The 24,431-nt window shown below is 74.4% G+C and carries 16 protein-coding genes; 11 read left to right on the top strand and 5 right to left on the bottom strand.

Going from position 1 to position 24,431, the window contains the following annotated elements:
* The first annotated feature begins 23 nt into the window (after positions 1-23).
* Entirely contained in the window at positions 24-1,643 is a 1,620-nt protein-coding gene (locus ACFYMO_RS18570) for a PLP-dependent aminotransferase family protein (protein WP_366774169.1), read from the top strand.
* Here the strand turns inward: ACFYMO_RS18570 and ACFYMO_RS18565 are convergent.
* Together ACFYMO_RS18565 and ACFYMO_RS18560 are read right to left on the bottom strand one after the other, a co-directional pair.
* Positions 1,631-3,292, bottom strand: a complete 1,662-nt coding sequence (locus ACFYMO_RS18565) for a hypothetical protein (RefSeq protein WP_366774168.1) — start codon at positions 3,290-3,292, stop codon at positions 1,631-1,633. The genes ACFYMO_RS18570 and ACFYMO_RS18565 overlap by 13 nt on opposite strands.
* Before the next feature lie 147 nt (positions 3,293-3,439).
* Positions 3,440-3,634, bottom strand: coding sequence for a hypothetical protein (locus tag ACFYMO_RS18560; RefSeq protein ID WP_019356234.1), 195 nt, complete (start codon positions 3,632-3,634; stop codon positions 3,440-3,442).
* A 307-nt stretch (positions 3,635-3,941) separates the two neighbouring features.
* Here ACFYMO_RS18560 and ACFYMO_RS18555 point away from each other — a divergent pair, with 307 nt between their 5' ends.
* From ACFYMO_RS18555 to ACFYMO_RS18530, 6 genes are all read left to right on the top strand, one after another.
* Positions 3,942-5,228 carry an amidohydrolase gene (locus ACFYMO_RS18555; RefSeq protein WP_388547475.1) on the top strand — a complete coding sequence of 429 codons (1,287 nt, stop codon included), beginning with the start codon at positions 3,942-3,944 and terminating at the stop codon, positions 5,226-5,228.
* A 441-nt stretch (positions 5,229-5,669) separates the two neighbouring features.
* Entirely contained in the window at positions 5,670-7,283 is a 1,614-nt protein-coding gene (locus ACFYMO_RS18550) for a protein kinase (protein WP_388547472.1), read from the top strand.
* Positions 7,284-7,576: 293 nt separating this feature from the next.
* Positions 7,577-9,031 carry an amino acid permease gene (locus tag ACFYMO_RS18545; RefSeq protein WP_366774166.1) on the top strand — a complete coding sequence of 485 codons (1,455 nt, stop codon included), beginning with the start codon at positions 7,577-7,579 and terminating at the stop codon, positions 9,029-9,031.
* Positions 9,032-9,049: 18 nt separating this feature from the next.
* On the top strand, positions 9,050-9,622 hold the full coding sequence (locus tag ACFYMO_RS18540; protein ID WP_388547468.1) for an alpha/beta fold hydrolase: 573 nt from the start codon (positions 9,050-9,052) through the stop codon (positions 9,620-9,622).
* A 34-nt stretch (positions 9,623-9,656) separates the two neighbouring features.
* A complete protein-coding gene (locus tag ACFYMO_RS18535) occupies positions 9,657-9,875 on the top strand; it encodes a DUF397 domain-containing protein (RefSeq protein ID WP_019356239.1) in 219 nt (72 codons plus the stop codon).
* Positions 9,876-10,366: 491 nt separating this feature from the next.
* Positions 10,367-10,864: a hypothetical protein gene (locus tag ACFYMO_RS18530; RefSeq protein ID WP_366774164.1), complete on the top strand. Its 498-nt coding sequence runs from the start codon at positions 10,367-10,369 to the stop codon at positions 10,862-10,864.
* A 174-nt stretch (positions 10,865-11,038) separates the two neighbouring features.
* On the opposite strand, the gene ACFYMO_RS18525 is transcribed toward ACFYMO_RS18530, so the two are convergent.
* A complete protein-coding gene (locus ACFYMO_RS18525) occupies positions 11,039-13,075 on the bottom strand; it encodes an N-acetylmuramoyl-L-alanine amidase (RefSeq protein ID WP_388547463.1) in 2,037 nt (678 codons plus the stop codon).
* 260 nt (positions 13,076-13,335) lie between these two features.
* The gene (locus ACFYMO_RS18520) at positions 13,336-14,538 is read right to left on the bottom strand and encodes an aminoglycoside phosphotransferase family protein (RefSeq protein WP_366774163.1); all 1,203 of its coding nucleotides are present in this window, start codon (positions 14,536-14,538) and stop codon (positions 13,336-13,338) included.
* A gap of 249 nt (positions 14,539-14,787) precedes the next feature.
* On the opposite strand from ACFYMO_RS18520, the gene ACFYMO_RS18515 reads away from it, so the two are divergent.
* The gene (locus ACFYMO_RS18515; protein ID WP_366774162.1) at positions 14,788-16,344 is read left to right on the top strand and encodes a hypothetical protein; all 1,557 of its coding nucleotides are present in this window, start codon (positions 14,788-14,790) and stop codon (positions 16,342-16,344) included.
* Between the two features lie 158 nt (positions 16,345-16,502).
* Here the strand turns inward: ACFYMO_RS18515 and ACFYMO_RS18510 are convergent, their stop codons facing one another.
* Positions 16,503-18,047: a PP2C family protein-serine/threonine phosphatase gene (locus ACFYMO_RS18510; RefSeq protein WP_388547459.1), complete on the bottom strand. Its 1,545-nt coding sequence runs from the start codon at positions 18,045-18,047 to the stop codon at positions 16,503-16,505.
* A gap of 324 nt (positions 18,048-18,371) precedes the next feature.
* Between ACFYMO_RS18510 and ACFYMO_RS18505 the strand changes: the two genes are divergently transcribed.
* The 3 genes from ACFYMO_RS18505 (at position 18,372) to ACFYMO_RS18495 (ending at position 24,331) form a co-directional block, all read left to right on the top strand.
* Positions 18,372-19,859 carry a HEAT repeat domain-containing protein gene (locus ACFYMO_RS18505; RefSeq protein WP_388547725.1) on the top strand — a complete coding sequence of 496 codons (1,488 nt, stop codon included), beginning with the start codon at positions 18,372-18,374 and terminating at the stop codon, positions 19,857-19,859.
* A gap of 91 nt (positions 19,860-19,950) precedes the next feature.
* Positions 19,951-23,547, top strand: a complete 3,597-nt coding sequence (locus tag ACFYMO_RS18500; RefSeq protein WP_388547457.1) for a hydantoinase B/oxoprolinase family protein — start codon at positions 19,951-19,953, stop codon at positions 23,545-23,547.
* Positions 23,548-23,632: 85 nt separating this feature from the next.
* On the top strand, positions 23,633-24,331 hold the full coding sequence (locus ACFYMO_RS18495; RefSeq protein ID WP_366774159.1) for a GntR family transcriptional regulator: 699 nt from the start codon (positions 23,633-23,635) through the stop codon (positions 24,329-24,331).
* The last annotated feature ends 100 nt before the right edge of the window (positions 24,332-24,431 follow it).

The raw sequence follows: 24,431 nt of genomic DNA, 5'->3' as shown, positions 1-24,431 counted from the left end.
ATCCAGGAAAGGTGGACTGCAATATGGCGCACTGGAACTCCGCCGTGGGGGCCGCTCAGCTCGCGCGGCTCCTCGGTTCGCAGCACAGCGTGCGGGAGGAGAGCCCCGGAGCGGCCCGGCCGCACCCGGCCGCGGCGGACCCGGCAGCCACCGTCGGAGCCGCCGGGGGAGGCAATGGGCATCCGGCACCTGCAGTCAGGAAGCTGCCCGCCTACCGTTCCCTGGCCGAGGGGCTGCGGATGCTCGTCCTGGAGGGGCGCATCCCCGTCGCCACCCGGCTGCCCGCCGAGCGGGAACTGGCCGCGGCCCTCTCGGTCAGCCGCACCACCGTGGCCGCCGCCTTCGAGGCACTGCGCTCGGACGGGTTCCTGGAGTCCCGCCGCGGCTCGGGGAGCTGGACGACCGTACCCGCGGGCAACCCGCTGCCCACCCGTGGCCTCCACCCGCTGCCGCCGGAGAACGAGGGCACCGTCATCGACCTGGGCTGTGCCGCGCTGCCCGCCCAGCCGGTGATGAACGAGGCGTTCGGCAGCGCCCTGGAGGCACTCCCGCCGTACGCGCACACCCACGGCGACTACCCGGCCGGGCTGCCCGTGCTCCGCGAGGCCCTCGCCGAGCGGTACACCGCACTCGGCGTGCCCACGATGCCGCAGCAGATCATGGTCACCACCGGCGCGCTGGGCGGTGTCGGCGCCCTCACCCGGATGCTGGTGCCGCGCGGCGAGCGCATCGCCGTCGAACACCCCTCGTACGCCAACGTCCTGCAGCTCCTGCGCGAGACCGGCGGCCGCCTCGTCCCGGTCCCCATGGCCGACGACCTGGCGGGCTGGGACCTGCCCTCCTGGCACCGCACACTGCGGGAGTCCGCACCCCGGCTCGCGTACGTCGTCGCCGACTTCCACAACCCCACCGGAGCGCTGGCCGGCACCGAGCAGCGCCGCGAACTGGTCGCGGCGGCCCGCGCCTCGGGGACGGTGCTGATCGCCGACGAGACCATGGCCGACCTGCCGCTGGGTCCGCCCGGCGCCACCGGGACGCCGAGCACCGGCTCCCCGGGGCTGGAGATGCCGCGGCCGATGGCCGCCTTCGACCCGGGCGGTTCGGCCGTCATCACGGTCGGCTCCGTGAGCAAGTCCATCTGGGCCGGGATGCGGATCGGCTGGATCCGGGCCGCACCCGAGGTGATCCGCAGCCTCACCGCCGCGCGCGCCTACGTCGATCTGGGCAGCCCCGTGCTCGAACAGCTCGCCGTGGCCGAACTGCTGAACGGAACGGGCTGGGAGCAGGCCGTCACCGAGCGCCGGGCCCGGGCCCGGGAGAACCGCGAGTCGCTGACGGCCGCGCTGCGCGACCACCTGCCCGACTGGGAGTTCGCCGTCCCGCACGGCGGCCTCACCCTGTGGGTGCGTACCGGCGGCCTCTCCGGGTCCCGGATCGCCGAGGCCGGTGAACGCCTCGGAGTGCGGGTGCCCTCCGGGCCGCGGTTCGGGGTGGACGGCGCCTTCGAGGGGTTCGTGCGGCTGCCCTTCACCATCGCCGAACCGCTGGCCCGGGAGGCGGCCTCGCGGCTGGCCGCCGCCGCCGAACTGGTCCGCTCCGGGGCGCCCACCCCCTCCGACGTACCGCGCTCCTACGTGGCCTGACGGCCTCTCGGCGGACCGGCCCTCCCGTCCTGCGGGAGGGGGCCGGCGGGCGGGAGCGGCACCGCGCCGCCGGGCGCCCGCGGCTCGTCGTACGCGGCGGCCGCCGCCTCGGCCGCCGCGGGCCCGGCCGCCGGTTCCCGCACGGGGGTACGCACCGACGCCGGGAGCAGGTACTGGACGGCGGTCCGTTCGGCCTCGTCCGCGGTCTCGTCCCGCGGGTCGGGGGTCGCGGGCACCTGGAGCCGCAGCACCGGGCCGTCGCCGAGCCGGGCGAAGCCCCTGCCCCGCGGCACCTCGTCGGCCGGTCCCGTCTGCGGCGCCCGGCCCAGCACGCCGCCCGCCTGCCCGCGGGTGACGGCACCGAGCACCACCCGGGCGCGGGTGCGGGCGAGGACTGTTCCGGCCAGCTCGTCCAGGCCGTCGAACTGCTCGGCGATCGCCACCGCCACCCCCGCGGCGCGGCCGTGGCGCAGCGGGGTCCGCAGCAGCTCCTGCGGGTCGGCCAGGCCCCGGGAGCGGGCGAGATGACTCAGGACGGCGGGCCGGTCCACCAGCACGCACAGCGGCCGGGGTGCCTCCCCCGCGGAGCGCGCACCGCGCTGCCGCGAGCGGCTCGCGGCCAGCAGCCGCCGTTCCGTCTCGCGCGCCGCCCACTCCAGCGCGGCGAGTGCCCCCGGCAGGGCGGACTCCACTCCCAGCACCCCGCGTCGCGCCGCGAAGGCGGCGAACTCGCCGCCCCCGTCGCCGTCCACCAGCAGCACCTCGCCGCGGCCGAGGGCCTGGAGGGCGAGTGAGCGCAGCAGGGTGCTGGTGCCTGCCCCGGGTGTGCCGACGGCCAGCAGGTGCGGCTCGGTCGAGCGCGGGCCGGTGTTCCAGACCACCGCCGGTACGTCGTCGTCCCGCTTCTCCCCCGGGAAGCGCACGGGCACCGTCCTGCCGGTCCCGTCGCCGTCCGTGAAGCCGAGGACCACCTCGTCGGGTGCCGTGTCGAACGGCTGGGCACGGATTCCGCGGGGCAGCGGTTCCAGCGCCGTCATCTCCAGCAGGTTGCACTCCTCGTCCCAGCAGAAGCGGTACTCGCGACCGCGGCCCGTCTTGGCCGCCAGCAGGTGTTCGAGCCGCAGCCGCTCGGCGGGTTCGCTGTCGCGGAACGAGGTCGGATAGCGCAGCAGCAGGCCGCTGATCCGCCCGTCCCGGAAGGCGAACTCCTCGAACGCGCGCTCCCAGCCGCCGTCCGATGCGTACAGCGGTTCCCCGGGCGCGCCGCCCGGCGGCGCGAAGTACGGCACCAGCGCCTCGTACAGCGCCTGCAGTCGTGCCCGCTGCGTGTCCGTGGGAGCCGTACCCCGCGGGGCGGGTCCGGCCTGCCGCCTCCCGTACCAGGCGGTCGAGCCCAGCAGCGCGAACCCGGCCAGTACCGGCCCGTAGGGCAGCAGCCAGAGGAGCACCCCGCACGCGGCGAGGGCGAACAGCGTGGGACCCCGCCGTTCCCGGGGGGCGCCCAGCCACCAGTTCCGGCCCTTCGCGGCCAGCCGGCAGGCCCCCCTGCCGAGCACGAGCAGCGGATGCAGCACGTCGAGCGCCCCGTCGGCACCGGCACGCACGGCCTCGCGTGCGTGCCGCCTTGACGGTACCGCCCACCGCCCCACACCCGGCTCCTCCCGGCCTGCTGACTGATGCTCAGGCCGGTCGGCCTCGCGGCCCGTCGGCCCTGCGCCCGGTTTTCCGCCGCCCGGTCGGCCGTCGTCCGGCCGGCCGCCGTGCGGCTGATGGCGGGACGGCTGACGGCGGGGCGGCTAGAACTTGAGGCCGCCCAGCAGGCCGGCCAGGCTCTCGCCTCCCGCCTTGATGCTGGGTGCCATGGCGGTGCCCGCCAGGTAGAAGCCGAAGAGCGCGCACACCAGCGCGTGGGAGACCTTGAGATTGTCCTTGCGGAAGAACAGGAAGACGATCAGGCCAAGCAGTACGACGCCCGAGATCGAGAGAATCACCAGTACTCCTGATGTAGGGGACGATCACCATGAGCCTCACCAGCTTCACAGAAAGGACGTATCGTATGAAGCTGGCAAGTGGGTGATTCGTGTAATAACGCCCCTGAACGGGTCGTGTTGCCGGCCTGCTCCCGGTGGAAGCGCCCACTGGTGACACAGCCGCCTCGTCGGACATCGCGGCTCGTCGGGCGCGGGAGCGTCGCCTCCCCGCCCGCGGGCCGGCGCGCAGCCCGCCCCGGGCCGGTGCCCCGACGCGGAAGCCCCGCGCCCCGAACCGCCGCCCGCACCGCCGGAGGACCAGGACCGTATGACCGAGAAGGATCCCACGACCGTCGCCGCGGACGCGGTGCTCACCGGGCTGCCCGACATCCGCGACAGCCTCGAATTCCGCTACAAGGACCTCCATCAGCACCCCGAACTCGGATTCCAGGAGCGCCGCACGGCCGGCCACGTGGCCCAGGCCCTGAACGAGTGCGACTACGAGGTCACCGAAGGGGTCGGCGGGACCGGCGTCGTCGGCGTGCTGCACAACGGGGCGGGCCCCACCGTCCTGCTCCGTGCCGACATGGACGCGTTGCCCGTGCGCGAGCAGACCGGACTGCCCTACGCCTCGACCGACACCGCCCGCGGGCCGGACGGCGCGGAGCAGCCGGTGATGCACGCCTGCGGCCACGACGTCCATGTCATCTGCCTGCTGGGTGCCGCGCGTCTGATGGCGGCCGGGACCGACGCGTGGCGCGGCACTCTGGTCGTCCTCTTCCAGCCCAACGAGGAGAACGGCTCCGGAGCGCGGGCGATGATCGACGACGGTCTCGCCCGGCGCATTCCCCGTCCGGACGTCGCCCTGGGACAGCATGTGCTTCCCGCGCCGGCGGGGACGCTGCTGACCCGGGCCGGCGTCATGATGGCGGCCTCCGACAGCCTGCGGGTCACCTTCCACGGGCGGGGCGCACACGGTTCCATGCCCGAACGGGCTGTGGATCCCGTGCTGCTGGCCGCCTCGACGGTGGTCCGGCTGCAGACGGTCGTCGCCCGGGAGACCGCTGCGACCACGCCCGCGGTGGTGACCGTCGGGGCGATCCACGCGGGCAGCGGTCCGAACATCATTCCCGACCGCGCCGAGATCCAGCTCAACATCCGCACGTTCGGCGAGGAGACCCGCGCCCGGGTGCTGGCCGCGGTGCGCCGGATCGTCGCGGGCGAGTGCGCTGCCTCGGGTGCGGACGCCGCGGAGTTCGAGACGATCGGTGCGTTCTCCGTGACCGAGAACGACGCGGAGGCCACCGAGCGGGTCGCGAACGCCTTCGGGGCCTACTTCGGGGAGCGTGCACGGACCACCGGCCCGCTGCCGGCCGGCGAGGACTTCGGTGAGCTGCCCGCCGGCCTCGGCTGCCCCGCCACCTACTGGGGGCTGGGCGGTTCCGACCCGGCCGCCTACCGGAAGGCGGAGCGCGCCGGAACCGTCGACCAGGACCTCCCCGGCAACCACAGTCCGCGCTTCGCGCCCGTGGTCCAGCCCACCCTCGACACCGGCGTACGGGCCCTGGTGACCGCCGCCCTGGCCTGGCTGGCGCCGCGCCCGAAGTCCGACTGACCACCGCGCGCCCGAGCCGGTGCCCCGCACGGCGACGGCGGGCGTTTCCCCTCTGATGGAACACGTTCTATGCTGTGCGCCGCCGTCGGCACGCCGTCGTGGAGCGGAGGGGCCGTGTATCTCGACTGCAGCCGGGGACTGCCTCCGAACGGCAGGAAATGCGCACGCGGTTGCGGGAGTGCTTCACCGGCCGGACGGACTCGTCCGCGCGTGCGGCGCTGAGCTCGCACCCCGGTGTCCGACCGGGTCGGAAGTCCGCCTCCGGCGGAAACTTCCGACCCACCCGCGACACCGAAAACGTCTGTATATGTCAGTAACTCATCGAACCAGTCAAACGCGTACACCTCGCCACCGGTTGGCATACACGCGCAGGAACGAGGCAGCCATACTGGGCAGACAGGGGAGGGAAGAACGCGGCAACGACGGGGGCGAGAGACGGGGATGGCGCAGAGCACCCTGATCCATGGCCGGTACCGGCTGCTCGATCTTGTGGGTCGTGGCGGCATGGGCGAAGTGTGGCGGGCGCGCGACGAGTCGCTGGGCAGACGCGTGGCCGTCAAATGTCTGAAGCCGCCGGGGCGGCGCGAGGACGCGGGATTCCTCCGCGTCCTGCGGGAACGCTTCCGGCGGGAGGCGCGGGTCGCCGCCTCGCTCCAGCACCGCGGCGTGACGGTCGTGCACGACTTCGGGGACGACGACGGGCTGCTCTACCTCGTCATGGAGCTGCTGGAGGGCCGCAACCTCAGCCAGCTGCTGGCCGACAACAAAGGACAGCCGCTCCCCCTGGCAGAGGTCCTCGACGTGGCCGAACAGGTCGCGGCGGCCCTCGCCTACACCCACGCCCAGGGTGTCGTGCACCGGGACCTGAAACCGGCCAACGTCATGCGGTCCGAGGACGGGGCCGTGAAGATCTGCGACTTCGGCATCGCCCGGCTGGCACACGACATCGGCTTCACCGCCCGGATCTCCGGCGGCGGTACGGCCATGGGCACCCCGCACTACATGTCACCCGAGCAGATCGCGGACTCCGCCGTCGACCACCGCAGCGACCTCTACTCGTTCGGCTGCGTCCTCTACGAGATCGCCACCGGCTCACCCCCGTTCGAGGGCGCCGACCCCTGGGCGGTGCTCGTCGGCCACCGGGACACCCCGCCCGTACCGCCGCGCATCCACCGCCCCGACCTGCCGCCGCCGCTGGCGGCCGCGATCCTGCGGCTGCTGGCCAAGGCGCCGGACGACCGGCCGGGCGCGGCGGCCGGGCTGGCGGGCGAACTCGCCGCCGCCCGCGCCCAGCTGTCCGGTGCGGGGCCGGGCGCGTGGGGCACCACGGCCTCTCCCGGCGCTCCGGTCGCACCGGCCGCGGCCGCCGGGATCGCGCCGCTGTGGATGCCGCTGTGGACGCGCGGGATGGACGCCGGACTGCCGGCCGGCGGCGGGCGTCCGGCGGGCACGCCGCCGGCCGGGGCGCCGGCCGGTGCCGGTGGGCTCGCCGCGTGGTGGAGCGCAAGTCCCGGGCGGCGGTCCCGGGCGTCCCTCGGGCAACCGCACGTTCATGCAGAGTCCGTCCGCCGCGGCCCGGTGGCGTCGTGGGGCGCCGCGCAGGTCTCCGCCCCGTCCGGGGCCGCGGACACCACCCACGCGGCCGCACACGCGGCCCCGGCGCGTGTCCCCGCGCAGGGCGCCCTGCCGCGGGAACGGCTCGCCCTCCTGGCGGACCGGCGCGACGCGGGGCTGCGGCTGGGCCGGGCCGACCGTTGGGAGGAGGCGTACGAGGTGCACCGCGCGGTCGCCGCCGAGCGGGAGTTGCTGCTCGGGCCGCACCACCCGGACACGCTCGCCGCCCGGCACGAGCTCGGACGCGCGCTGGGCCGGCTCGGTCGCTGGGAGGAGGCGCTGGTGGTGCACCGCCGGCTCGCCTCCGTGCGCGCACAGACGCTCGGCTCCGCCGCCCCGGCGACGGTGGCCAGCCGGAACGAGGAGGCGCAGTGCCTGGAGCGGCTGGGCCGCCGCTCCGAGGCGGACGAGGTCTACCGTGAACTGGCGCGCGGACGCTGACCGCAGGCGCGGCCGTACGCCGACCGGTGACGGTGTCGAAGGGGTCGCGTGGGACGGACGGGCCGAGGGACGGGCGGCTTCGGCGTGCTCGGTGCCGTGCTCGACGTCGCCTTCACGCATCCGATCGGACTGTCGGCCGCCGCGCAGGGCCAGACGGGTACGTCTGGGGGCGATGGCCTGCGCGGGCCTCGTGGCCACTTTTCCCCTCTTCCCGGCACGGCCATGATGCTGACGGGGCGTCGTGGGCAGCGCCCGCGGCATCGCCGTCACACGCACCGATGGCAGGAGGACCCATGGCCGGGCTCTGGAGCGGCGAAGGCGTACTGCGCCGCAAACCGATCGAGCACATCGAGGAGACCGAGGGCGGAGCCGGACAGCAGCTCTCCCGCACCCTGGGTCTGCGGCACCTGACCGCGATCGGCGTCGGCGGCATCATCGGGGCCGGTGTCTTCAGCCTCGCGGGTACGGTCGCCAACGGCAAGGCGGGTCCCGCCGTACTGATCTCGTTCCTGGTGGCCGGGCTGGCCAGTGCGTGTGCGGCCCTCTCCTACGCCGAGTTCGCCGGGCTCATCCCGAAGGCGGGCTCCGCCTACACCTACGGCTACGCGGTGCTGGGCGAACTCGGCGGCTGGTTCATCGGCTGGGACCTGCTGCTGGAGTACACGGCCATCGTCGCGGTGGTGGCGATCGGCATCTCCGGGTACTTCTCGTTCCTGCTCGGCGAGACCGGCCTCGACCTGCCGGCGTGGATGCTGGGGGCGCCCGGAACCGGCGCCGGGCACCGCGTCGACCTGTTCGCCGCGGTGCTCTGCCTGCTGATCGCCTATCTGCTCACCCGGGGCATCAAGAACGCGGCCCGCTTCGAGCTGATCGTCGTGGGCCTCAAGGTGGCGGTGGTCCTGCTGGTGATCGTCGTCGGCGTCTTCCACGTCAAGACCGGCAACTGGCACCCGTTCTTCCCCTTCGGCGTCTCGGGAGCCTTCACCGGTGCGGCGACGGTCTTCTTCGCCGTCTTCGGCTACGACGCGATGAGCACGGCCGCCGAGGAGTCGGTGGACGCCCAGAAGCACATGCCCAAGGCGATCATCTACTCGCTGGCCATTTCGATGGTGCTGTACGTGGCCGTCAGCCTGGTGCTGACCGGTATGCAGAACTACCGGGACATCGACCCCGACAGTGGATTCTCCACCGCGTTCAAGTCCGTCGGGCTGAGCGGCATCGCCGACGTCATCGCCGTCGGCGCCATCATCGGCATCCTGACCGTCATGTTCACCTTCATGCTCGGCGTCACCCGGGTGTGGTTCTCCATGAGCCGGGACGGCCTGCTGCCCAAGTGGTTCGCCAAGACCGACGCCGTCCACCACGTGCCGGTCCGCGTCACCTGGATCGTGGGCGTCGTCTCCGCCGTCATCGCGGGCCTGCTGCCGATCCAGGAGGCCGCCGAGCTGACCAACATCGGCATCCTGCTGGCCTTCGTCGTGGTCTGCGTCGCGGTCATCGTGCTGCGCTACCGGCGCCCGGACCTGCCGCGCACCTTCCGGGCCCCCGGCATGCCCGTCACACCGGCGCTCGGCGTCATCTTCTCGATCTGGCTGACCACCTACCTCGACTGGCAGACGTGGGTGCGCTTCGTGGTGTGGTTCCTCATCGGCCTGATCGTCTACTTCGGCTACTCCTACCGGAAGTCCGAGCTGGCCGTACGGCCCGGCGACACCCGGCCAGGCTCCTTCGGGAATCGGGACGAGTGACGGAATACGGTCCCCCGTATGAGCGAAAACGGAACGCGGACGGTGCGCACCGGGGGAGTCCGGCTCGGCTACCGCTCCCGGGGCGGCGGGAAGGGCGTCCCCGTCGTGCTGCTGCACTGCCTCGGTGAGGACGGCGAGGACTGGCGCGGCCCGCTCATCCCGGGGCTGGCCGACGGGCATCCGGTCCACGCGCTCGACCTGCGCGGCCACGGAGAGCGCGCCCGGCCCGGCAGCTACGCCTTGGACGACTTCGTCGGCGACCTGCGCGGGTTCCTGGACGCGCTGGGCATCGACAGGGCCGTCCTCGTCGGCCACTCCTTCGGCTCCGTCGTCGCCTCCCTGTTCGCGCAGGAGCACCCCACCCGGGTGGACGGGCCCAGCGGTAGTCCGCCTTTCCGCTGGGCGACCGCTGGAGGTGCGCGGCGGGCACCACACTGCGGGGCACCTTGCAGCCCGCGAGCCGGGTGCGGGCGCGGGCCGTGCCCGGGCGGCGCACGGGCGGCCGCCGCCCCGGCGCGGGAGGAGCCGCCCGCCCCCTCGATTTCCCGCTGCCGCGCCCTGTCCCGGCGACCGCGCCGCTGGTTAGGGTGACGCCGGCGGTACGACGACCGGGAGGAGCACCAGCGTGGCCGACAGCACCATCGGGCAGCCCGAACTCGACCTCAGCCGGGCGCAGTGGCAGTCGAGCAGCCGGGGCACCGGCGATGTCGAGATCGCCTTCGTCGAGGGGTTCGTGGCGATGCGGCACGGCCGCCAGCCCGACAAGCCCGCGCTCATCTTCGACCCGGGGGAGTGGCGCGCCTTCGTCCGCGGGGCACGCGAGGGCGAGTTCGACCTGACCTGAGGTCCGGGCCGCCGCGTTCCGCTCCTCCGAGCGCCGTGCGGCCCCCGTTCCCGGCCACCGCGCCCGCAGCGGAGCGGCGGGGCCCGACAGGACCGTGCGTGCCGTCGCGCCGGGCCCCGCCTGCGCCGACGGGCCGGGAGCAGACGCTGTCCGGAGGCGGCGGGGCCCCGGCGCCGTCCAGCTCGCCGGTCCGCGCGCCCGCCCCCGGCCGCGGGCCCGCCCATCCGCCGGCGGCCGGACCGCGGCACGGCGCCGGAGCGGACGTCCGGCGGCTGCTGGCGCAGGGCGCCGCGGAGCGCGAGTGCGCAGCGTGAACATCCGGCGCCGATCCGCACCCCGGGCCCGTGCCGTCCGGCTCCGGGAGGCGGCCGTCCGGCCAGCTGCCCCGCGCGGCCCCCGGTGCGGACGTCCCGATAAGGGGAAGACCGTCGCCGTGCGGGTGGCGGGGCACTGACCGAGGGCGACCATCGAGGGGCACGTACTATTGCGGCATGTCGTTCCTCCGCCGCCGCAGCGCCGCCGTGCCCGCGGGCCCGGACTTCGATGTCCTGGCCATGGACCCGTCCGACTGGCCGGGGAATCTCGGCGCGGGACTGCTGCCCGCCCCGGACGGCACCTGCCAGGGCGTCTTCCTGCGGTACGACCTGTTCGGCGGCCGCGGCCCGGCGATGATCATCGGAAATCTCCCGGAGGGCTCCCCGGCGCGCGAGGTCGCCGACGACGAGGCGCCCTTCGAGGTGGTGCAACTGCTGGCCGCGCTGGAGAACGACGAGCACGTCGAGGTCGTCAGCACCGAGGACGACCCGGTCATGCACGAGGACAACCTGCTGATCGTCCGCCGGGTCAAGCTCTCCGAAGGCCGGATCTCCTGCGTCCAGTTCGACCGCAGCGACGGGGTGCTGGTCACCATCGCCAGCTGGGACCGCCCCATCACCAACGACCTCTACGCGCTCCTCAAGCCGCTGCCCGCGGAGATGTTCCAGCAGTAGGTCGGGTCTTCGAAGCCCCGGCTGCCCGGCGGCGCCCCCCGGGAGGACGACGCTCCTGCGAAGACGCTCCCCAGCAGCCCCGGGCACCGGCCCGACGGCCGACGGGCAGGCACCGCCTCCGGGCCGGAGACGGTGCCGCCTTCCTGAACGGCCGGCTCAGCCTGAACGGCCGGCTCAGCGGACCACGCGCACGTCCGCCGCCTTCACGAACGCGACCCGGTGGCCGAGCTGGATCTGGTAGTACCGCTGCTCGCCCCGGACCACCTGGAAGTTCTCCGCATCGGGGTCGTAGGTGACGGCGTACAGATACTCGCCCGACGTCTTCAGCCCCGCGACGTAGCGCTGACCCGCGGCGACCTTGTACGGCAGCGGCGAGAGAGCCTGCACCGGTACGCCCCGCGGGTAGGCGTCCGCCTCGGGGTAGGCACGCCCGTACACGGGGATCTCCGCGCGCCCCTCGCGGGGTGTGAGCACCGTGCCCCGGCCGGGCACGGCGGTGCGCCGGTCGGCGGGGTTGTGGAACCACGCCTTCTGGCCGAGGTACCAGACGGCCGTCCAGTCGCCCTTCCGGTCGGCGACCGCGTACTGCTGGCCGGTGGTGGCCCGGGCACCGGTGTCGTTGACTCCGGTGGTCGACGGGGAGCCGTCGGGCCGCAGCCCGATGTCCTCGACCAGCGGCGAGGACGCGTCCGGCGCCTGGTGCAGCCGGACGGCGGACGAACCGTGCTCGGGGCAGGGCTTGCCCGCGCCCTCGCAGCCGGTGTACAGCGGCTTGTGCTCGTCATAGTCGGGCCGGATCGTCACCACGCCCGACCGCGGGCCGGCCTTGGGCGTGAAGGGCTTGCCCAGCAGCGTGAAGTAGTGCTGCCAGTCCCAGTAGGGACCGGGGTCGGTGTGCATGCCGGGGACGCTGGAGGCGGTCGGACCGGGCACGTTGTCGTGGCCGAGGATGTGCTGGCGGTCCAGCGGGATGTCGTACCGCTTGGCGAGGTACTTCACCAGCCGCGCCGAGCTGCGGTACATCGCCTCGGTGTACCAGGCGTCCGGGTCGGTCAGGAAGCCCTCGTGCTCCAGGCCGACGGACTTGGAGTTCACATACCAGTTGCCCGCGTGCCAGGCGGCGTCCTTGGCCCGCACATGCTGCGCCACGTGCCCGTCGGACGACCTGAGTGTGTAGTTCCAGGACACGTACTTCGGGTTGGTCACCAGGCCCAGTGTCGTCTCGTACGTCCCCTCGGTGTCGTGGACGACGATGTAGTCGATCTTCTGCGACCGGGGGCGCCGCGTCTTGTCGTGGTTGCCGTAGTCCTCGGTGCCGGAATCGTCCGTCCACTTCTCGTACGCCGCCGGATACCACTCGCAGTCCACGCTCCGCGGGCACTCCACCCTGCCCCGGGACCGGTCTGCCCGATCGGACGCCTGCGGGGAGCGCAGCCGGGGGGTGGCCCGGAGGGTGACGGCGGCGCCGGTGTCGGTGGTCCGGCGCTCACCCGTGCGCAGCACGTCGAACACGTCGTCGGCGAACGCCGTGGCGCTCGGCTCGCCGCGCCCGCCGCCCGGATAGGCGGCCACGGCCTCGTACCAGTCCGCCGGATCGGCGCTCAGCGGGTGGCCGAGCCGCCGCTGCGCGTCCGCGAGGAGGGCGGCGCCGCCGCGCAGATTGGCTTCCGTGGAGGAGCGCAGCCGGGCCGCGTCGAGCCCGGTCAGCTCGGCGGCACGCGCCAGTGTCCGCAGCCGCGCCGGGAGCTCTCCCGTCGGCTGCGGACGAGCGGGCCGCGCGGTGGTGCGGAGCGGACGGGCGCTGTCGCCGCGGGCGTCCTCGGCGGTGGTGCGGCCCTGCGTCCGGGAGGAGGCCAGGGCTGCACGCGCGTCGGTGAGGTGCATCGGCCCGTACCCGCCGGAGACACTGGGCGACCCCTGGTGCGCGTTCCAGCGCGACTGCAGGTAGGAGACGCCGAGCAGGACCTTCTCGGGCACGTGGTAGCGGTCCGCGGCAGCGGCGAACTGCTGCTGGAGTGTGCCGCCGTCGGGCTGGTCCGCCGTCGCCGGGCTGCCCGCCGTCAGCAGCGGGACGACCAGCGCGGCGGCCGCCGCGGCGACGACCGCGGAGCGGGAGCCGCGTCGGCCGGTGCGTCTCTCGCCGCTGCGGCCGCGTCCGGCACTGCTGCCGTCGGCGGGTGCGCTGTCTGGGTCACGGAAGGATCGTGGCAATGCCGCCTCCTCGGACAGTGCGCCGTGAGGTCACGGACGCGAGCAGTCCTCAGACGTACCCATTGGCCGACGATCCGTCAATCATTCCGCGCGGCTGTCAGTTCGCCGCCACACCACCGAACCCGTCCTCGCACCTCGTCACGGGTCCGGTGGAGTGTGCGCGCCCGGGGTGTCACCGGTGCAGACCGGTGAAGCCCCGGGGGCCCACGCGTCCCGGCGCCGCTCCGGACGGATGACCCGAACGGCCTCCGGCGCCCGGGTCAGCGGGTGCCGACCGCCGCGCGTACCGCCCGCCGCGCCGTGGCGCAGTCGTCGTGCAGCCTGCGCAGCAACAGCCGCTGCTCCTCGCCCGTCGGGATGCCGCCCGCGCGGACCGCCGCGGCCGCCTCCGCCGCGACCTGCGGCGAGGGATCCCGCATGGTCCGCTGCACGGCCGCCTCGTAGGTGCGGATCTCCCGGGTGAGGATCAGCATCAGATTCACCAGGAAGGCGTCCCGTGCCGCCGGACCGGCCGCCTGGGCGAGCTGGCTGATCTGACGGCGCGCCAGTGGCGCGTCCCCCAGCGCGGCCCACAGGGAGGCCAGATCGTAGCCGGGCAGATACCAGCCCGCGTGCTCCCAGTCGACCAGCGACGGCCCGGCCGGGCCCAGCATGACGTTGGTCAGCAGCGCGTCCCCGTGGCAGAACTGCCAGGGCACCCCGCGTCGGCCGCCCGGCCCGCGGTGCTGCACCAGTCCGTGCAGCAGCTTCTGCAGATCGCCCAGATCGCGGTCGGTCAGCAGGCCCTGCTCGTGGAAGCGGGTCAGCCGCGCCGGGTAGTCGAGCGGGCGCTCGAACGCAGACGGGGGCGGCTCCCACTCGTTCAGCCGGCGGAAGGAGCCGATCACCGCCCGCAGATCCGCCCGGGGCGGGGCCTCGACCGGGTGCCGCTGGGCCGCCGCCACCCGCCCCGGAACCCGCTCGATCACCAAGGTGCAGGCCTCCGGATCGGCGGCGATCAGCCGCGGGGTCCGCACCGGTGGACGGTGCCGTACGAAGGCGCGGTAGGCCGCTATTTCGTGCCGGAAGCGCTCCGCCCAGGCGGAGGAGTGGTCCAGCAGGCACTTGGCGACGACGGTGTTCCGGCCGGCGGTACCGGCCAGCAGCACCGAGCGCCCGCGCCTGCGGAGCAGTTGGACAGGGGTGAACTCCGGGCAGATCCGGTGGATCGAGGAGATGGCGGCACGAAGCCGGGTACCTTGCGGGCCGGACAAGTCCAGCCTCCCGCTGACGGGTGGGGACACGGTGCTGGGTGCGCGGAGATCCATGCGGGTGCCGGGGTGCGGGACGGCCGGACCCGGCGCCCGCGCGGGATCGCGTGCCGGATCGGGGGCCAGCACCGCCGGCCCCCTTCCGCGGGGCGGGGGCACCGGGGCCGCACGCGGCCGACGCTGCACGGACACGGGGGATGGTGCTGAATACATGGGCGCGCGAGATCCCTTCGTGTGCCGACGGGTTTCCGCGCCTCCCCGGCTGCCCGTCCGGACCCGAGCACCCTGGGGAATGCGGGGGCCGGGCGGAACGACCGGGGTGGCGCGTTCCTACACGACACCCGGTCGCGGGTGGCACACCATCTGGCGGACCCTGGCGAACCCTGGCGAATGTTCTCGGGCCCGGCCTACTCGTGCGTACGGGAGCTACTGTCAACTCAGCCGAGAACCTGGGGGCTTGACGTGACAAAGGGACCCAACGCGCGCCTCGCGGACCTCTTCGCACTCGCCGGATGGTCGAAGGGCGAGCTCGCCCGACTGGTCAACCGGCAGGCGGCAGCGATGGGGTACGCGCAGTTGGCGACGGACACCTCCCGGGTGCGGCGCTGGATCGACACCGGGGAGACTCCGCGTGATCCGGTGCCCAAGGTGCTGGCGTCCCTGTTCACCGAGCGACTCGGCCGTGTCGTGACCATCGAGGACCTCGGGTTCACCGGGCCGGGACAGACAGCTCAGGCGGAGCCCGTCGACGGGCTGCCCCTGCCGTCCGGCCAGGTCGCCGCGGTCCTCACCGAATTCACGGGAATGGACCTCATGCTCAACCGACGCGGCATGGTGGGCGCGGGCGCCGCGCTCGCCGCAGGATCGGCACTCAGCAGTGCCATGCACAACTGGCTCGGCAGCGACCCGGTGACGTCCCGCGCGCAGGGCACCGGAGGGGCGGCCCACGCGGTCCCCGCGGGCCACTCGACCCACGACCGCTACGAGGCCGCTCCGGTCGGGCGGCAGGAGGTCGAGGCGCTGGAGCACTCCGTGGAGGTCTTCCGCGCCTGGGACGCCGAACGCGGCGGCGGCCTCCAGCGCAAGGCCGTGGTGGGCCAGCTCAACGAGGTGGGCGGGATGCTCTCCTACCATCACCCGCAGCAGCTGCAGCAGCGGCTGTGGGGCGTCGCCGCCAACCTCGCGGTGCTCGCCGGCTGGATGTCGCACGACGTCGGCCTGGAGCCCACGGCTCAGAAGTACTTCGTCATCGCCGCGCACGCGGCGCGCGAGGGCGGCGACCGGCCGCGGGCCGGCGAAGCGCTCTCCCGCGCCGCGCGCCAGATGGTGCATCTGGGCCGCCCCGACGACGCACTCGACCTGGTCAAGCTGGCCCGGTCCGGGTCCGGCGACGAGGCCCTGCCCCGCACCCGCGCCATGTTCCGCACGATCGAGGCCTGGGCGCAGGCATCCATGGGCCGCGGGCAGGAGATGCGGCGCACCCTGGGCCAGGCCGAGGAGCTGTTCGCCTCGGACCGGGGCGACGTCGCACCCCCCGGCTGGATGCAGATGTTCGACGAGGCCGATCTGTACGGCATGGAGGCGTTGGCCTTCCGCACCCTCGCCGACCACGAACCCGCCGCCGCCAGGACCGCCGAACACCACGCCAAGCGGGCGATTGCGCTCCGCGACGAGGGGCGCCGGCGCTCCCAGATCTTCGACTACCTCTCGGTGGCCTCGGCCTGCTTCATCTCCGACGATCCGGAGCAGGCGGACCGCTACGCCCGCCTCGCCCTGCTGTCCATCAGCGAGAACTCCTCGCACCGCACCTGGGACCGGTTGCGCGAGATGTACCGCCTCACGGGGCAGTACGCCGGCCACGGAAAGGTCCAGGAGCTGCGCGCGGAGATCGAGGAGGCGCTTCCCCGGGCGCCGAAGCCGTCACGGACCGGCAGAAGTCTCAAGGACGCGGGGGAGTTGCGGCGGGCCCCCGGCGACATCCGCAGAGTACGCGGAGCGAAGGGGGCCGAGACGGTGTGAGACGGAGGACCGGGCCATGCCCGGGCGGCAGCCCGCAGGCACCCGCCCGGACCACCGGCGCCCCGCGGTCACCGGCCGAGGGGCGCCGGGCCCACCGGGGCCGTTCCGGAGCGAGGCGGCCCCCTCCCGGATGTGGCTGCCGGGAGGGGCGCCGCTCGTCAGGACGTCACACGGGCCACCAGCACGCACGCGTCGTCCTCGCGCTCCCGGTCGGCGAACGCCTCGGCGACGGTCCGGACGCACTCCTGTGCGGAGCGGGCCGCGGTGAACCGGTCGGCGAGGGACAGGAGGCGGGCGCCGCCCGCGTGCGGGGCGGCCGACCGGGGCCCGGGGCCGGAGGGCCGGAGGGCGTCGTCGGGTGCCAGCCCGTCGGTGTGCAGCACCAGCAGATCGCCCGGTTGCAGTTCCACCGTGTGCTGCCCATAGGCGGCACCCGAGGTGACGCCCAGCAGCACGCCCTCCGGGCGCGGCAGCACACTGCCCACCCCGCCCCGGAACAGCAGCGGCTCCGGGTGGCCGGCCTGCGCCCAGGTGAGGGTGCGGGCCCGCGGCTCGTACCGGCAGCACAGGGCACTGCCCAGGGACGGCTGGGCGGTCGAGTCCAGGAGCTGGTTCAGATGCCCCATCAGCGCCCCCGGCCCGACACCGGCCAGCGCCATTCCGCGTACGGCACCCAGCAGCATGGCCATGCCCGAGGTCGCGGTGACACCGTGCCCCGTCAGGTCGCCGGCCGTCAGCAGCGTCGCTCCGCCGGGCAGTTCCATCGCGTCGTACCAGTCGCCGCCGATCAGCGAGCTGGACGCGGAGGGCAGGTAGTGCGCGGCCAGATCGAGCGCGCCGGTGGTCCGTTCGTCGCCCTGCGGGAAGCGCAGCGAGCCGCGCCAGGGCGGCAGCACGGCCTCCTGGAGTTCGACGGCCAGCTTGTGCTCGGTCCGGGCGAGGTGCCGCTCGCGCTGGAGCGAGTCCCGGGTCTGCCGCACCGTGTGCTCGCTGCGGCGCAGTGCGCTGACGTCCCGCACCACCGCCCACATGGACGCGGTGCTCCCGTCGCCGTCGAGCACCGGCTCGCCGACCATGTGGACCGTGCCCACGGAGCCGTCCGGCCGTACCAGCCGGAACTCCTGGTCGATGGCCCTGCCGTCCACCAGGCAGTCGGTGAACGCGGCGGCGAGCGCGGGCTGGTCCTCGGGGTCCACCCAGGAGGGCAGTTCGTCCAGCGAGAGCGGACCGTCCCGCCCGGTCCTGCCGAAGATCCCGTACAGCTCCGGCGACCAGGACACCTCGTCGGTCAGCAGGTTCCACTCGGCGCTGCCCACCCGGTCGCGCCGGGAGGGCGCGGGCTCTCCGGAGGGCCGTGCCGCGGGGTAGGCGGCGCCGGGGGTGTCCGCCGCGGCCTCTCCGGGCGGCTGGTCGGCGGACGGCCAGGCCCGGGGCGTGTCGGGGGGCATGCCCTCCCGTAACTGGTCGAGCTGGCTGCCCAGGTCGTCGAGCTGGTGCACGGCCAGCTCGCACAGTGCGCGCCGCCACCGCGTGCGCGGATCCGCTCCGGCGGCCTCCGGGTCCGGTTCGCCCTCCTCGTCAGCGTCCCGGCGCACGGCGTCGAGGCGTCCCCGCAGGGTGCGTGCCTGGGTGATCAGAGCGTCCAGCGTGCCGCGGTCCGGAGGCTGCGGTGCCGAGCGGTCCGCATGGAGGTAGGAGGCCATGGAGAACTCCGATACGGGGGAGAGTCGATTACGACTGTGACACAGCTCGCGACTCCCCGTAAGGGATTCGGCCACACTCGATGCGGTGGTGCTGCCGTCATATGTCCCGGTGGACGGCCCGGGGCCCGGGTGGGCGGTCCGGTCCGGGTGCCGCGGGCGGCCGGGCTCGGCGGAATGCGTCACTCCGGGTAAGCTCCGGCTGCCGGCCGGGTGTCCTGGCTCCGAAAGGTGAAACCCAGGAGTAGAACCGCGGTCACCGGCAAGAATGCCCGGCAACGGAAATCCCGTTGCCAGTCGAATACCCCGCACCGGATGCTGACTCTTATGTTCGTCGATTCCGTCGATTCAGACATAGCGCCCAGCGGTACGCTGCTCGGCCTCCTCCAGAGGGGCCGCGGCGACGGAACGCTGCACGCGCTCGCCGCACCGCGCGCCGAGGCGCTCGGCGCGCTACGGCACTGTGTGCTGCACGACCCCAGGCGGGACTGGCAGGTCGAGCACCGCTCCCTGTACTACGCCCGGCTGCACAGCGAGCTGGAGGCCGGGCTCGACGACATCGCCGCGCACCTCTTCGACCCCGCGGACCTGCTCTGCACCCCCGAAGAGGCCGAGAGCCGCACCGGGCTCGCCCTCTCCGTCCTCGGCCACCTCGCCTCCTACGCGGCGGCCCGGGGCGGGAACCGCGGGAACCAGCAGGACAACGCTCCCGTGCGGCTGCTGCGCCGCTATGCCACCACCGGCGCCAACTGGCAGTGGGCGCTGGACGAACTCGCCGTACGGGACACCGACGCCGGACTGCGCCCCCTGGGGCCGGCCGTGCTGGCCCGCTTCCCCCGCACCCCGGAGGGCGACGCCGAGCTCGCCGAGGCCGCGCGGGACGCCTTCGAACCCCGCCCCTGGCGGCTGTGGGCGGAGGACCCCGCGCATCCCGGGCAGGCCGAGCGGCTGAGCCGGGCCCGGGAGTGCCGCTCCTTCGACCGCTGGCAGCGCCAGCTCCGCAGCCCGGGACCACGCCCCGGCTGGAACGTGCGGGAGATCCTGGACTGGGCGCAGGACGGCCACGACCAGCACCCCCGCCAGCACCGCGAGGCCCCCGCCGCCCGCTGCCTGTCCGCCGTGGCCGGGCCCGAGGACCGCCCGCTGCTGCTGGCCGCGGCACGCGGACCCCACGAGGCCGCGCGGGCCGCCGCACTGCGGTACCTGGCCGACCGCAACGACCCCGACATCCTCGACCTGGTCGAGGAGGCCGCCGCCGACCCGGTCGAGACCGTCGCCGACGCCGCCACCTCGGCCTTCGCCCGTATGCGGTCCCTGGCCGCGCTGGAGCGCGCCCGCCGGTGGGCCGCCGCGCCCGAGGGCGCCCTGCCGCCCGGGCTCGCCACCGTCGCCGCCGAGATGCTGGCCTGCCGGGGCGGCGAGCAGGACGCCGAGCCCGTCCTCGCGGCGCTGCGCCGCACCATCCGCCTGGAAGGACCCGACAGCCCGGCGCTGTGGCCGCTGGTGGACGGCGCCGGCCGGCTGTCCATCGGTTGCGCGGCACCGGTGCTGCGGCACATCTACCGGGAGACCGCCTCCTCCCAACTGCGCGGGCGCACCGCCCGCTCCCTCGCCGCCACCGACCCCTCCTTCCCCGCCGGGTTCGCCATCGAGTGCCTGTGGGACTGCGAGGAGTCCACCCGGGAGGTCGCCGCCGAGCACGCCGCCACCGGAGACGCGCGGGTCGTGGAGCGGCTGCGCAGGCTGGCCGCCGATCCGGCCGAGGAGGCGGGCGTCCAGACCGCCGTGCGCGGCCGCCTCACCCCGCCCGCCTGACCCGGGCGCCCCTCGGCACCGCCCGGCTGGGCGGGCGGCGGCCGGGCCTCTCCGCCTTGCGGCCGGGCGGGCCGCGGGCACCATGGATGGGGTGGGCGGCCGCTGGGAGTTCTGGGTGGACAGGGGCGGAACGTTCACGGACGTGATCGGCCGACGGCCCGACGGCACGCTCGTGAGCCGCAAGGTGCTGTCCCACGACCCGGCACGGCCCGGCCGGGACGCCGCGGTGGCCGGCATCCGCGCGCTGCTGGAGGTGCCGCCGCACGAGCCGGTCCCGGCGGATCGGATCGACGTCGTCAAGATGGGCACCACGGTCGCCACCAACGCGCTGCTGGAACGCACGGGCGAGCCGACGGTCCTGGTCACCACCCGGGGATTCCGGGACGCCCTCACCATCGCCTACCAGAACCGGCCCCGCCTCTTCGACCGCCGCATCGTGCTGCCCGAGGCACTGCACGACCGCGTCGTGGAGATCCCGGAGCGGCTGGGCGCGGACGGCACCGTGGTGCTGCCGCTGGACCGTGAAGCGGCGGACCGCGCCCTCCGGGAGGCGCACGAGGCGGGATTCCGCAGCGCCGCCGTCGTCCTGCTGCACGCCTACCGGTATCCCGCGCACGAGCGTGCGGTCGCCCGTCTCGCCCGCGCGGCGGGCTTCTCCCAGGTGAGCTGTTCGCACGAGGTCAGCCCGCTGATCAAACTGGTGCCGCGCGGCGACACCACCGTCGCCGACGCCTACCTCTCGCCCGTGCTGAGCCGCTACGTGGCGGACGTGGCGGACGAACTGCCCGGTGTGCGGCTGATGTTCATGCAGTCGAACGGCGGGCTGCGGGAGGCGCGGCACTTCCGGGGCAAGGACGCCGTGCTCTCCGGCCCGGCCGGAGGTGTCGTGGGCATGGCCCGCAGCTGCGCGGAGATCGGGCAGGGCCGGGTCATCGGCTTCGACATGGGCGGCACCTCCACCGACGTGTCGCACTACGCGGGCGCGCTCGAGCGGGTGTTCGGTACGCAGGTGGCCGGGGTGCGGATGCGGGCGCCCATGATGGACATCCACACGGTGGCGGCCGGCGGTGGCTCGGTGCTGCGCTTCGACGGCGCGCGCTACCGTGTCGGCCCCGACTCGGCGGGCGCGGTCCCCGGCCCCGCCTGCTACCGCCGCGGCGGTCCGCTGACCGTCACCGACGCGCAGGTGATGCTGGGCCGCATCCAGCCCGCGTACTTCCCCGCCGTCCTCGGCCCGGAGGGCGACCTTCCGCCGGACGTGGCGGAGGTCCGCGAGGGCTTCGGGCGACTCGCCGCGCAGACCGGCGACGGCCGCACCCCCGAGCAGGTCGCGGCCGGATTCCTGGAGATCGCCGTCCTCAACATGGCCAACGCGGTCAAGAAGATCTCCGTGCAGCGCGGCCACGACGTCACCCGCTACGCGCTGGCCGGCTTCGGCGGCGCGGGCGGGCAGCACGCCTGCGCGGTCGCCGACGAACTGGGTATCGGCACGGTGGTGGTGCCCCCGATGGCCGGAGTGCTGTCCGCGTACGGGATCGGCGTGGCGGACGCCACCGTGCTGCGGGAGCAGTCCGTCGAGGAAGAGCTCGGCGCGGAGCGGCTCGCCCGGGTCCGCGACCTGTGCGCACGCCTGGAGCGGCAGACGCGGGAGGAGCTGCGCGACGACGGCATCCCCGACGAGGCCATCAGCACCACCGCGCGGCTGCAGTTGCGGTACGCCGGAACGGACGCCGCGCTGACCGTCCCGCTGGACGGCGCGGAGCGGATGGCCCGCGACTTCGCGGCCGAGCACCGGTCGCGCTACGGATTCACCATGGACAAGCCGCTGGTGGTCGCCACCGCGGTGGTGGAAGCGACCGGCAGGGCCGGGCGGGTCGCCGCGCCCGCGCCCGTGTCCCGACCCGCCAGCGGTGCCGCGCAGCCGCACGACGTGGTGCGGATGTTCGCGGAGGGGCGCTGGCGGGACGTTCCGCTCCACCGGCGCGAGGAACTGCGTCCCGGGCAGCGGGTGTCCGGGCCGGCCGTCGTGGTGGAGCCCGACGCCACCACCGTGGTGGATCCGGGCTGGGCGGCCGCGGCCGATCCGCACGGGCACCTGGTGCTGACCCGGGTGCGGGCCAGGGTGGCCGGGCCGGCGGTGGGCACCGGGGTCGACCCGGTCCGGCTCGAGGTCTTCAACAACCTCTTCATGGCGATCGCCGAACAGATGGGCGCCCGCCTGGAGAAGACGGCGCACTCCGTCAACATCAAGGAGCGGCTCGACTTCTCGTGCGCGCTCTTCGACCCGCGGGGCAACCTCGTCGCCAACGCGCCGCACATTCCGGTGCACCTGGGCTCCATGGGTGACACCGTCAAGGAGGTGCTGCGGCGCACGGCCGGCGAGATGCGCCCGGGGGACGTCCACGCCGTCAACGACCCGTACCACGGGGGCACCCATCTGCCGGACATCACGGTGGTGACCCCCGTCTTCGAGCAGGACGGCGACCGGCTGCTCTTCCTGGTGGCCTCGCGTGGCCACCACGCCGAGATCGGCGGCCTGACGCCCGGGTCGATGCCCGCCTTCAGCCGCACCGTCGAGGAGGAGGGCGTGCTGTTCGACACCTGGCTGCTGGTGCGGGACGGGCGGCTGCGCACGGAGGAGACCCGTGCGCTGCTCACCGGCGCCCGCTACCCCTCCCGGGACCCGGACGCCAACCTCGCCGACCTGCGCGCCCAGATCGCGGCGAACGAGAAGGGCATCGCGGAGCTGCGCGCGACGATCGGACAGTACGGCCTCGACGTGGTGCAGGCGTACATGCGGCATGTGCGTGACAACGCGGAGGAATCCGTGCGCCGGCTCGTCACCGGACTGCCCGACGGCGCGTGCGCCTACGAGACCGACAGCGGTGCCGTGATCCGGCTGGCCGTCACCGTGGACCGGGCCGGCCGCTCCGCACTGCTCGACTTCACCGGCACCTCGGCGCAGCGCGAGGACAACCTCAACGCGCCCAGCTCCGTGGTGCGGGCCGCTGTGCTCTACGTCCTGCGGACGCTGCTGGCCGAGGACATCCCGCTCAACAGCGGCTGCCTGGCACCGCTGGAGGTGCGCATCCCGGCGGGGTCGATGCTCGCACCCGTCCGCCCCGCGGCCACCGTCGCGGGCAACGTGGAGACGTCGCAGGCCGTCACCGGCGCGCTCTACGCGGCGCTGGCCGTGCAGGCCGAGGGCTCGGGGACGATGAACAACCTCACCTTCGGGAACGCGCGCGTCCAGTACTACGAGACCGTCGCCAGTGGTGCGGGCGCGGGGGAGGGGTTCGACGGCGCCGACGCGGTCCAGACGCACATGACCAACTCGCGGCTCACCGATCCCGAGGTGCTGGAGTCCTGCTACCCGGTGCGGGTGGAGGACTTCCGCATCCGCCGCGGCAGCGGAGGCGCCGGGCGCCGGCACGGCGGGGACGGCGTGGTGCGGCGGCTGCGCTTCCTCGAACCGGTCACCGTGGCCCTGCTGACCAGCCACCGCCGGGTGCCGCCCTACGGGATGGCGGGCGGCTCGCCTGGTGCGCTCGGGGACAATGCGGTGGAGCACGCCGACGGCACCCGCACCCAGCTGGCCGGGCGCGACGTGGCGGAACTCGCGGCGGGGGACGTGCTGGTGCTGCGCACCCCCGGTGGCGGAGGCTACGGCACCCCGCCGCCGGGCTGACCCGCGGCGCCCGCCGGCCGGTCGCGCAACCGACCGGTACGCCCCCCGTGTTGTCCCCTTTCGGCCGGTGCGGTTCACTTTTCCCATGAGCGATCACGTGCTGGACCAACTCCGCGGCGAGCGAGAGCTGTTGGAGCGCACCAGCACGGCGGAGCGGGTCGCGGGCATCCTGCGCGCCCGGATCATCGAGGGCGGCTTCCTGCCGGGCATGCGGCTCGCCGAGGAGGACATCGGCGGCGCCCTCGGGGTGTCCCGCAACACCCTGCGCGAGGCCTTCCGGCTGCTCACCCACGAGCGGCTGCTGGTGCACGAGCTCAACCGGGGCATGTTCGTGCGCAAGCTCACCGTCGAGGACCTGGCGGACCTGTACCGGGTGCGCCGCCTCCTGGAGTGCGCCGCGCTGCGCGAACCGGCCGGGCCGCCCTGCCCGCAGGAGGCCGTGGCGGCGATGGAGGCAGCGGTCGCGGCCGGGCGGGACGCGGCGGCCGCGCACCGGTGGCGCGATCTGGGGACCGCCAACATGCGCTTCCACCAGGGCCTCGTGCAGCTCGCCGGCAGTCCGCGGACAGATGAGATGATGCGCGGGGTGCTGGCCGAACTGCGGCTGGTCTTCCAGGTGATGGACGACCCCCGCCGCTTCCACGAGCCCTACCTGCCGCGCAACGAGCAGATCCTGCGTACCCTCCGCGACGGCGACGGGCCGGGCGCGGAACTGCTGCTCGCCGACTACCTCGACGACTCCCGCCGGCAGCTCGCGGAGGCGTACACCCGCCGGCTGGGCTGACCCGGTGCCGGTGCCGGTGCCGGTGCCGGTGCCGGTGCCGCCGCGCGGCACCGGAGCGGCCGTCCGGGCCGGGCCGCAGCGCGGCGTGCGGCAACCGCCC

It is taken from the genome of Streptomyces sp. NPDC007025, from assembly GCF_042869455.1.
GTDB lineage: Bacteria > Actinomycetota > Actinomycetes > Streptomycetales > Streptomycetaceae > Streptomyces.
Note: the sequence above shows the minus strand (reverse complement) of the source record. Positions and strands in the feature narration are given on the sequence as shown.